This window comes from Paraburkholderia lebeckiae (assembly GCF_014201005.1).
Taxonomy (GTDB): Bacteria; Pseudomonadota; Gammaproteobacteria; order Burkholderiales; family Burkholderiaceae; genus Paraburkholderia; species Paraburkholderia tuberum.
Genome location: NZ_JACHDK010000036.1, coordinates 33,525 through 41,907, shown reverse-complemented (window position 1 = coordinate 41,907; position 8,383 = coordinate 33,525). Strand labels below are relative to the sequence as shown.

Below are 8,383 nucleotides of genomic sequence, written 5' to 3'. Positions count from 1 at the left end.
ATGACCCCCTCCGGTTAAAGCAGTTTTGGCAAACTCACTTTAACCCCGTCGCCCGTCAGGGCGGCGGCAGGAGGTCCGCTAGATGATTTTCAATCGGAACAGTACTTCACTCGGGTACACTCATGTCCCTGCCACATGCTCCGCAATATCATGAACAGTCACCTTTGGGTCGCACGGCTCGTTTCGAATTCAAAGAACCGAGGCTAACTATCGGATTGGCTGGTGCCGGCCGCTGCAGCGCTGGAACGCGTGTGATAGTTTTCCCGGGCAATTCTGAGAAGTTCGTTCAGGCGGGCAGACGTCAGCTTCGATATGTCTGCAACGATACGTCGCTCCAGATAGAAGTTGTTGATCTCGGCGCCAGCCAGAAAAAGCATGTCGCTATGGTGCCGGTCCGATCGATGGACATCGGTATGCTGCTGCAGCGGCCATGGCGGGCCACCCTGTATGCTGCCCGGTGAAAACGGGATCCCTTCAGCCCGTTCGGAAGTGCTCACGGGTGGCCGCGTGGGCAGCGCAACGATGCTGCTGCTGGCCCGCGTCAGCGTCATATAGCTGATCGTGCCATCCGCCTTCACATAGATATTGCTGAGGTTGCCTTCGTATAGGATGACTTGGCCGTCCGCTTGGATCTTCGAGAGCGCAGAGACGTAGATGAAGGTCTTCCCTTTTGAGAGATCCAGTCCTGCCCCACTGATGTTGTATAGCCACGGATGCCGAGCGAGGGTCTTGAACAAGGGGATTTGCTTTTCGATAGCTAAGCCAAACAGCGCGCCCACGCCGTAGCCTACGGCGTCGATTGCCGCAAAATACAGCGTAATGTGAAAGACATGATGTTGGAGTTCGGTCCCCGCGCGCCGGCCAAGCAGCAACGGATCAGCATCGGCATGCAGGATCGGAAAGAAAGCAATGGGATCAACTGCCAGTATCCAGGGGCATGCTGCGACTAGAACGTAGTTGATCAGCAGGTAGAACAGGGCATGCAGAAAAAAAGAAATGCAGACGATGGCCGCAAGCTGTCCCAGTGGACTAATCGCGACTGTCTCCCGGCTGACCGCTTGAGGCGCATAGAGCCCGACAAAGAAGATCGCACCCGGAGTGAGCAGGATTGCGACGACGACTGTGGCCCATGCAAGGGACGACACGCACTGACCTAGGTGCCGGAAACTTTGGTCAGGTTATGGGCGTACACGGCCCGATCGAGTTCAAGACGCATCTGCACGATACGCTGCAGGGCGTCCTCGAACTTTACCGGGTCACCATTGGCGTCGGGCTCGAGCGCTTTCATGACCAACTTGGCATCGCCACCGGCGAGATCAAGCAGTCCTGCCCAAGCCTCTTCGCTAACATCAGTGGATACGCGCATGGGCTCCTCCCGTTGATCTTGATTCGATTATGGCGTGCTGTAGGCAACCGTTCAAGGTCGTTTTCGTTCGGTGAGACTCGTTGGCGACGATATTGGACATTCCCAAATCGAAGTCAGCAATGGAGATTGCCAACAAGGTCTGCATTATCCGTGCCCGTCCTGCGCGCCGCATGCGAGGCATACCAGCCACTCACGGGCCGCACTCCGCGTAGAAAAGCACCACGTCATAACTCGGATGACCCGTCGGCCTGTACTCCGCCCCGACAGTCTGCGACAGTCGCACCAACTATAGACTGGTCACTTTATATCTCATCGTGGACTACCGCGGAGCGCGGCGGGACGCCCGGGTTCGGCCAGCACCAGCGGTTCGACACCAAGACTCAGATAGCTGACAATTGCCGTTCGATTGCTCATAAAAATCGGGGCGAGTATGCTGGGTCAATGGATCGGTGACTTTACGGCAACCGGGTGGCACGGAAGGATTGTCGTTGATGCGGAACGGATCGGAGAGATGGTCGGCGGTGGGGTCTCACTGTTTCCAGGACAAGGCAGCACCGGAACGGTCACTGTGGGACGCATTGTTCCGTTCGAACCGCAAGACAGTCCCGTACAGGCCCTCGTCCTAGTGAACCCCATTCACCCAGTGACTGCACGAATGGTGCCATGGCAAGAATTGGAGCGGGTGTTTCCTAAGATGCGTTTCGGCACCATCATCCAAGCCGTCGTCGCCTGGCAGCAAACGAGGATGACGCTAACGTGGCAATCCAACATCGGCACTCAAGGCCAAGCGACCCTTTACACAAGCGACGCTGGAAGACCCTCAGAGCTAACGCCGGTTGTCATGGACTGGCAGCAGTTCAAGCAACACGTAGCGCAACTTGACGCTCGTCGGTACGTCTTTCGTGGTCAGCGCGAGCCGTGGAGGCTAAGGTCGAAGTTTCATCGAACAGGCCGATGCGATCTGGTTCGATACACCGGCGAGGATATGCAAGTGCTACATCGGCACTTGAGCGCGCACACTAAACACCTGTTCAACCGAAATAACAGTGACGAGAACGGGGCGATGCTGCACTTGGCGCAACACCACGGCTTCCCGACACCACTGATCGACTGGTCGTACTCGCCGTTTGTCGCCGCGTACTTTGCATATCACAAAATCAAGAATGCCGACGCGATCGATGATGCGGCCGAACAACGGGTCCGGATTCACCAGTTCGACCGGCAGCAGTGGTGGAACGACTACAGCCAGATTGCCATGACAGCCCCGGCGCAGCCGCATTTCTCGCTGTTGGAATTCCTGCCAGTTGAGAACCAGAGGCTAATACCCCAACAAGCACTTTCTGGACTGACCAATGTCGTTGATGTAGAGCAATACATTGCCCGAGTGGAGCATCAATCAGGGAATCACTATCTGAATGCGATCGATCTTCCCGTCAGGAGCCGGCAAACGGTGATGAAGGAGCTTGCAATGATGGGGGTGACTGCGGGCTCGCTCTTTCCCGGTCTAGACGGAGTGTGCGAGGAACTGAGTGAACGGTTCTTCCCAACCTGATGTGATGCGCCTTGTGGTTTTGCACATTTACTCAAGGTCCGCTTCCGGGAAAATCGAAGGACCGCTCGGGGTCGTTGAGATGCCCGTGGTTCAAGTCCAGTTCTGACGGCGCTCTGCACCGTCGCAAGCGGAGCGTTGTGCCGGTCTCCGCGCTCGCACGACCGTGCTACGATCGCACGAAAGAACGCCGATGGCTGCCGCAGTGACCGAAGAGCGTTGGACGGCGTTCCGTGACCCACCGGAGAGAAGAATGAGTACGGGGAGCGGTTCTATGGGGTTCTGGGGGTTTTCGATCGAGGTCTGGGATCGCCTGTGCGTGATCGGATTCTGGGTGACCGCGATAACGGGCGGAGTCGCGGTTTTCGGCGGCCTGTTCACAGCCGTCATCGGTCACAAGATATCGGACGTGACGCAGGCCCAGTCTCAGGCACAAATCGCGGCGGCAAACGCCCGTAGCGCGGAAGCGCACGCTCGAAGCAGCGAAGCCGAACTCAAATTAGAGGAGTTGCGCCGGCAGGTGGGTCACCGGCAACTCCAACGTGACGCGTTTCTAGAAGAGCTTCGAGGGCAACCGTCCGAACCCGTTGAAATTATGTACCTCCGGGACGACCCTGAATGCTTCGACGTGGCTCAGCAGATAGCGAGAGCGCTTGAGGCTGCCGGGTGGAGGATAACCGGCCTGGCGCCGATCCCGGTCCCAAGGTCCAACACGGACCCCATCGCGATGTCCGTGGATGGTCAGCCGTCGGGCGTGACGATCGTCACGGCGTCGATGACCGAAGCCGAATTGCAGGCTATGGAGATGCAGGCAATGAGGCAAGCGGGTTGGGCCCACACTCCGTTCACGGTTCTGGCCTCGGCTGTACTTCGTGGTCTGGGTGCAGTTTCCTCGAGCGCAGCCGGTCCGCATGCTCCAAGCGTCGGCACGTTGCGCGTGGTCGTCGCGCCTCGATGAGTCGAACCAACGTCGATCTGATGCGTGGGTTTTAGTATGGGTAACTGAACGGCAGCTTTGCGCAAATTCGAATGGCGGCAACGGGTCGATCCCGGCCTCTCGTTGCCACGCACGCCGCTCGCTCAACATACGCAATCACCGATCCAGGCACGACGCCGATAGCCACGTCGGTCCCGCCGATGTCCGGCCTTTCTGGCCTAAGACATTTCAAAGGAGCATCCGTGCGAGGGGCATCATGAAAGCACTTATCGTTGCTGCGACATTGGCGGCTGGCTGTTCCATCACCTACGCGCAGACTTACCCGCAGGAAGCGCTGGCTGACCAAAGCATGGGGGCCTATAGAGCGCAATTGGAAGCGCGGAAGCAACAGATCGAACTCCAGAACGAACAACTCCAATTACTGAAACAACAGCGCGACCTGGATTTGCTGAGGCAGCAGCGCGAACTGAATTCGCTGAGACAACAGCGCCAATTTGACTTGCTCAGACAGAAGCGCTAGATCGCTGTGAGGCGCGGCACCCGCCTCAAGATCCGGCTTGGCAACGGCCATTCCAGCACCGAACGCTCAGTCTGTGTGGCGCCACTCGAGGGCATCAGGCGTTGAAGTCCTATACGCAGTAAGGCATTCCTGCTCCGCCAGTCGAACGTCGCGACCGACATCGTGTTCGAAGCGGGGAAGATCTGCTTGTAATATCGATCGAGGGCGGCGGAGCGGATCAGCGCGAATGTCCCCGCCGCAGGTCGCTCACGCACGCGGCGACCGCTCACATGATGTGAATGAGATTAATGTAGCTGTTTCTTTAGATCGCTCAGTTCGGCGTGAACCGAACTGACTGCTTTCTTGGTCCCGGCATTGACATTCGCAGCCCGTTCGCACGCTTTTTCTGCGCTGTCGCCGATCCGCTCAAGATCGTCCACCCAATGGCGCGTGCGATCCTGATCGTTCGAAGTCGTCACTTTCTTTGCCGACGCGGATTGTTGATCTAGCTCATCAACGCACTCGACGAGGTCCTTGGGGAGGGTGGCGTCGGTACGACAGGTTTGCGAAGCCTGCTCGATGGATTGCTGTAGGTGCGTGAAACGCTTCTGGATTTCGCTGGCTTGCATCACGATGGACTCCTTCTTGAAAGCGTGCCTGATACGCCAAACCTAGCCTGGCGCGATTGCGGTGTACCGCCTTGGCCCCCATGTTGCACCCCCCGTGCGCTTGAGCCAGCCCGCATCGTGCCGCGTCGGTGCTCTGGAGCCGATCGAAGGGTGGCAAAACATTCAGAATAGGCGTTGCCGCTGCTCGCGCAGGCACGGCGCCGAACTTCCGCTCCAGCCGACGACTCGGTCCGGCGAGCGTAGTGCGGAGACCTTCAGGAATTGTCGCCGGGACATCTGGGTCATTGAATGGCCTCGGCTCGTTAGGGACAGTGAAAAGCTTGAGGATTATAGGGCGCGGCAGAAAGTCCTGCAGTCCAGACTTGACGCCGTCGACAACGCCGCAAATATGAAGTGTCACAGCCCGCTTAGGAAAAGTCGGACATTGTTCGTTAAGTCGCTTCGGGCGCGAGCGTGAGGTGGATAAGCGAGAGGGAAAGGGGGAGCGGGAGGGGAGAAGGAGGTCCTGGTAAGGGGCGGTTGATAGACCGAAGGTACTGCGCTCTGGCAATGACACCGGCGAAAAGCCCGATGCCGGCTGGATGTTCGCGCAAACCGGTTCGGGACGAAATGATATGGGCCGAGAACCGCCGAGCGTTATCTGCAGTTGCGGAATCGGATGCGAGCGCCGGCTTGGCGTTGCTGAATGGCGTGCTGGACACCAGCGTCGAAGAAAGCGATCCCGGCTCCGGGTGGATACCGCGTATGGACTCCGGTGTTTATCCCAGCGCGCCAGTCGTGGGCGCGCAACTCGGCGTGATTCAGCGAATCTAGTGAGCGCGACGCCGGACGGCCACTCCTGTTATCTCAACCAAGATTATTATTACTATCACTATCACTGCACCTCTCTCAACCCTATTGCCGGGCTCTTCAAAAGGAACTCAATCATGGATCGAAATGACGTCACGAAGAAAATCGTCGCCGCGAAGGTTGCCGGCAAGCTGACGTGGGCCGAGATCGCCGCGAAGATCGGCAAGAGCAAGGAGTGGACGACCGCCGCGCTGCTCGGTCAGATGACGCTCGATGCGAAACAGGCCGGCGTCGCCCGCGAGTTGTTCGATCTGACCGACGAAGAAACCGCGTGGCTGCAAATCGTCCCGTACAAAGGTTCGCTGCCGACTGCGGTGCCGACCGACCCGCTGATCTATCGCTGGTACGAGATCGTCAATGTGTACGGCACCACGATCAAGGAGTTGATCCACGAGGAGTTCGGCGACGGCATCATGAGCGCGATCGACTTTTCGATGGATATCCAGCGCGAGCCGAATGCGAATGGCGACCGGGTCCAGGTGGTGCTCAGCGGCAAATTCCTGCCCTACAAGTCGTACTGATAGCGTCATCCGGCCAGGGCAAGCGACACGCCCGGCGCGCCGCTTGCGATCGCGAAGCAGCTCGTCGATCCGCGCCGCCCAACGCTGCGGCGCCGGCAGAACCTGCCGCACTGGCGCGGATACCGTCCCTCCGGTTCGACCGGGCGACTGGCGTATGCGCGTTTCAGGAACTGCTCATTGTTGAGCTTGAATGGCTTCGGTTTCGGGTAACGGTCATCCAAACGCCTTTGGCGGTCGCCCTCTGGCACGTGGCCTTCCGGCTTCGTCCACTGGTCGGCTATCTCTATCGGGCTGAAAATCGCCGCGATGAGCCTCTCCAGGGTTTCCTGAGTTTGCTCTTCGGTGTCGCGATCCGAAAAGACAATGCGTTCACTCGACTCATAGCCGTCCCAGTGTTGATTTGCACGGAATCCTGACCCACCCTACGCAGTAATTTGCATCGAATATTGACCCACGTAGAACACTGACCTGCTCGGCAACGGGCGGGGGAACGGAGTGATCGACGTGGCTATATTGAGCATCATCCGACGCTGGGACTTTCGCGATCATGTCTCGTTGCGCGAGATTGCCAAACGGCTGGGCGTGTCCAGAAACACGGTCAGGCGTTACATACGGGCCGGCACCGTACTGCCCGCCTATCCCGAACGCCACAGCCCCAGCAAGCTCGACGGGTTTGCTGCGAAGCTTGCTGGCTGGCTGAAGACCGAGGCGACCCGGCCCCGCAAACAGCGCAGAACCCTCAAGCAGATTCACGCGGACCTCTGCGTGCTGGGCTTTACTGGCTCCTATGACCGTGTCGCGGCGTTTGCCCGGCACTGGCGACAGGAACAGCACGAGCAGGCAAGGACGACCGGGCGCGGGACGTTTGTTCCGCTGCGGTTTGCCGCTGGCGAAGCGTTCCAGTTCGACTGGAGCGAGGACTGGGCCGTCATCGACGGCGAGCGCACCAAGCTACAGGTTGCGCAACTCAAGCTCAGCCACAGCCGGGCCTTCTTCCTGCGCGCCTACCTGCTGCAGACCCACGAGATGCTGTTCGACGCGCATCATCACGCGTTCGTTGCGTGGGGCGGCATTCCTCGCCGCGGCATCTACGACAACATGAAGACCGCCGTCGACAGGGTGCGTCCTGGCAAGGTGCGCGAGGTCAACGCGCGCTTCAGCGCGATGGTGAGCCACTACCTGTTTGACGCCGAGTTCTGCAACGTCGCCTCCGGCTGGGAGAAGGGGCAGATCGAGAAGAACGTCCAGGACAGCCGCCACCGGCTCTGGCAGAAGGTGCCGACGTTCGGCTCGCTGGCCGCGCTGAACGACTGGCTGGCCGACCAGTGCGTGCTGCTGTGGCAGCAGACGCGGCATCCAGAGCAGGACACGACGATCTGGGATGCGTGGTCGGCCGAGCGGCCACACCTGATGCCGGTCGGCCAGCCGTTCGATGGTTTCGTTGAACACACCAAACGCGTCTCGCCGACCTGCCTTTTGAACTTCGAGCGCAACCGCTACAGCGTGCCGGCGTCGTTCGCCAACCGGCCCATCAGTCTGCGCGTCTACGCAGCCAGACTCGTGTTCGTCGCCGAAGGCCAGGTGATTGCCGAGCACGAGCGCTGCATCAACCGCAGCCATGACCACGGCGAAACCATTTACGACTGGCGTCACTACCTGGCAGTCCTGCAGCGCAAACCTGGAGCGCTTCGCAACGGTGCACCCTTCGCCGAGTTTCCAGCTGGCTTCCGCAAGCTGCAGGGCGTGCTGCTGAAGCGCCCCGGCGGCGACCGGGAGATGGTGGAGATTCTGGCGCTGGTCCTGTTGCACGACGAACAGATGGTGCTCACTGCAGTCGAGCTGGCGTTCGAGGCCGGCGCACCGAACAAGCAGACGGTGCTGAACATCCTGAGCCGGCTGCTCGACAGCCCGCCTGTGCCGCCGCTGCAGACGCCCCAGGCCTTCGCGCTGAAGGTTGAGCCACAGGCCAACGTGGGCCGCTACGACCGCCTGAGGAATCGGGAGGACGATCATGCAGCCTGACGTCATGATGC

The 8,383-nt window shown here is 59.5% G+C and carries 8 protein-coding genes; 5 read left to right on the top strand and 3 right to left on the bottom strand.

All coding sequences use genetic code 11. The annotated features are described in order from the left end of the window. Positions 1–203 precede the first annotated feature (203 nt). Together HDG39_RS32770 and HDG39_RS32765 are read right to left on the bottom strand one after the other, a co-directional pair. On the bottom strand, positions 204–1,145 hold the full coding sequence (locus HDG39_RS32770) for a hypothetical protein (protein ID WP_184012192.1): 942 nt from the start codon (positions 1,143–1,145) through the stop codon (positions 204–206). 8 nt (positions 1,146–1,153) lie between these two features. Next, on the bottom strand, positions 1,154–1,366 hold the full coding sequence (locus HDG39_RS32765; RefSeq protein WP_184012190.1) for a hypothetical protein: 213 nt from the start codon (positions 1,364–1,366) through the stop codon (positions 1,154–1,156). Positions 1,367–1,796: 430 nt separating this feature from the next. Between HDG39_RS32765 and HDG39_RS32760 the strand changes: the two genes are divergently transcribed. The 3 genes from HDG39_RS32760 (at position 1,797) to HDG39_RS32750 (ending at position 4,372) form a co-directional block, all read left to right on the top strand. Then, positions 1,797–2,918, top strand: a complete 1,122-nt coding sequence (locus HDG39_RS32760; protein ID WP_184012188.1) for an FRG domain-containing protein — start codon at positions 1,797–1,799, stop codon at positions 2,916–2,918. A 250-nt stretch (positions 2,919–3,168) separates the two neighbouring features. Continuing rightward, a complete protein-coding gene (locus HDG39_RS32755; protein ID WP_184012186.1) occupies positions 3,169–3,873 on the top strand; it encodes a hypothetical protein in 705 nt (234 codons plus the stop codon). 235 nt (positions 3,874–4,108) lie between these two features. Beyond that, complete coding sequence (locus HDG39_RS32750) at positions 4,109–4,372, top strand: hypothetical protein (protein WP_184012184.1); 264 nt, start codon at positions 4,109–4,111, stop codon at positions 4,370–4,372. Between the two features lie 284 nt (positions 4,373–4,656). Here HDG39_RS32750 and HDG39_RS32745 read toward each other — a convergent pair whose 3' ends face one another. Continuing rightward, a complete protein-coding gene (locus HDG39_RS32745) occupies positions 4,657–4,983 on the bottom strand; it encodes a hypothetical protein (protein WP_184012182.1) in 327 nt (108 codons plus the stop codon). A 923-nt stretch (positions 4,984–5,906) separates the two neighbouring features. On the opposite strand from HDG39_RS32745, the gene cynS reads away from it, so the two are divergent. Further along, on the top strand, positions 5,907–6,350 hold the full coding sequence (cynS, locus tag HDG39_RS32740) for a cyanase (protein WP_184012180.1): 444 nt from the start codon (positions 5,907–5,909) through the stop codon (positions 6,348–6,350). Between the two features lie 495 nt (positions 6,351–6,845). Beyond that, positions 6,846–8,372: an IS21 family transposase gene (gene istA / locus HDG39_RS32735; protein ID WP_184012178.1), complete on the top strand. Its 1,527-nt coding sequence runs from the start codon at positions 6,846–6,848 to the stop codon at positions 8,370–8,372. Positions 8,373–8,383 lie beyond the last annotated feature (11 nt).

What these genes read in the sequence shown, in the direction of transcription:
- HDG39_RS32765 (WP_184012190.1), bottom strand. Translation starts at nt 1,366, where the DNA reads ATGCGCGTATCCACTGATGTTAGCGAAGAGGCTTGGGCAGGACTGCTT.
- HDG39_RS32760 (WP_184012188.1), top strand. Translation starts at nt 1,797, where the DNA reads ATGCTGGGTCAATGGATCGGTGACTTTACGGCAACCGGGTGGCACGGA.
- HDG39_RS32755 (WP_184012186.1), top strand. Translation starts at nt 3,169, where the DNA reads ATGAGTACGGGGAGCGGTTCTATGGGGTTCTGGGGGTTTTCGATCGAG.
- HDG39_RS32750 (WP_184012184.1), top strand. Translation starts at nt 4,109, where the DNA reads ATGAAAGCACTTATCGTTGCTGCGACATTGGCGGCTGGCTGTTCCATC.
- cynS (WP_184012180.1), top strand. Translation starts at nt 5,907, where the DNA reads ATGGATCGAAATGACGTCACGAAGAAAATCGTCGCCGCGAAGGTTGCC.